Source organism: Streptomyces sp. 8K308 (assembly GCF_004348315.1).
Taxonomy (GTDB): Bacteria; Actinomycetota; Actinomycetes; order Streptomycetales; family Streptomycetaceae; genus Streptomyces.
On the sequence record NZ_SMKC01000614.1, the window covers coordinates 1 to 1,522 of the forward strand.

Annotated in this window: 1 protein-coding gene; it reads right to left on the reverse strand. The window is 70.4% G+C overall.

Features of this window, described 5'->3' with window-relative positions:
• Window positions 1-10: 10 nt before the first annotated feature.
• Window positions 11-1,423: an NF041680 family putative transposase gene (locus E1265_RS36165; RefSeq protein WP_132935165.1), complete on the reverse strand. Its 1,413-nt coding sequence runs from the start codon at window positions 1,421-1,423 to the stop codon at window positions 11-13.
• Window positions 1,424-1,522 lie beyond the last annotated feature (99 nt).

Below are 1,522 nucleotides of genomic sequence, written 5' to 3' on the forward strand. Positions count from 1 at the left end.
AGCTTGATCATTAACCTCGCTGCTGTTTCAGGCGGACGTGTTCGGTGAGGGTTTCGATTCGTTTCACGGTCTTCCCGGGCTCGTGACGTGGTGCTGGCCTGCGGTTCTTCGAGCCTGGGGGACGTCCGGGGCCGGGTTTGGAGGGTCTGGGCACATCGGCGGGACGGGCGGTCTTCACGCGGAGGTGGCGGAACCCCCGGCGGACCCGGGCAGGGGTGAGCCGACGGGGCTCGGCGGGCCGTTCCCAGGGCCGGCGCAGGTCCTCGGCGAGGGGCCGGGCGAGGCGGAGTTGGGTGTGGGCGGCGATGATCAGCCACGTCCACAGGTCAGCCGTGTGCGGATCGCGGACCTTGGGGACGGTCCAGCCCAGGGTCTGTTTGAACAGCCGGAAGGTGTGTTCAAGATCGAACCTGCGGAGGAACGCCTGCCAGCGCACGTCGACGTCTTGGCCGGTCATCCCGGTGCGCGAGGACCACAGCCACACCGGCTTGGGGTCACGGTCGCCGGGCAGGTGCTCGACCTTCAGCCGGATCAACGTGCCGTGGATCAGTGGGAGTTCGCCGCAGTGATCGAGCCAGGGGCCACGGGCCTGCAATCGGGGGTGCATCCGGTCCCAGGCGAGGGCCTCGGCCGTGCCGTAGCGGGTGGTGTCGCACGTCGTGGCGTGGTCGGGGGTGTGCCAGGACTCCGGCTTGGAGAAGGTGAGGACGCCGCCGTGCTTGCGGGGCTGCCCACCGCGAGGGGTGGAGCGGCGTGGGCCGGCGTCTCGGAGCATGACGCGGTCCGAGCGCAGTCGGCCGACCAGCTCGACGGGCAGGTCGGCCAGGACGTAGGCGAGGCGGGTGACGTCGTAGCCGGTGTCCATGACGATGAGGATGTCCGCGTCGCCCGGCCGCCACTGCCCGGCGTGCACGAGCCGGGTGATCACCTCGCGCAGTTGGGTGGCGGTCACCGCGGTGGCGTCGTCGGCCGGCCCCAGCCGGATCGCGTCCAGCACGGCCGCCCAGGAGGTGCGTCCCGTCTCCAGTGCGGCGACGAAGGAGTAGGGCCAGCCGGGGATGAACTGATCCGCGCTGCGGCCCCGCCCGTAGACGTGGCAGAACAGCAACTCCGGACTGGTGGGGGCATCGGGTCGCAGCCAGTTGCTCACGTCCACGGCGAGCACGATCCGCCCGTCGGCGGCTCGCGGCAGCGGCGTGGAGGCCAGCAGCCTGCGCAGGCGACGCGGTTCCAGCCAGCCGTGGTTGACCGCGTCGTACATCGCTCCGTGCCCGCGTCGGTGCTCGGCCGTGAGCGTCAACTCGACCAGCGACGTCACCGGGCCGTCCGAGCACAGCACCGCGTCGGTCAACTCGAAGAGCGCGTCCGCCCGGGTGTAGAGGCAGTCGTAGAACTCGACACGAAAGTGGGACAGGACGCCCAACGCGGCGTCAGCGGTCTGTTCAGGGGCGAGACTCTTCACCAGCGGCCGTTCCTTCACGCGACGTTGCTCGACACCTCGAAGCGTGAAGAACGGCCGCCC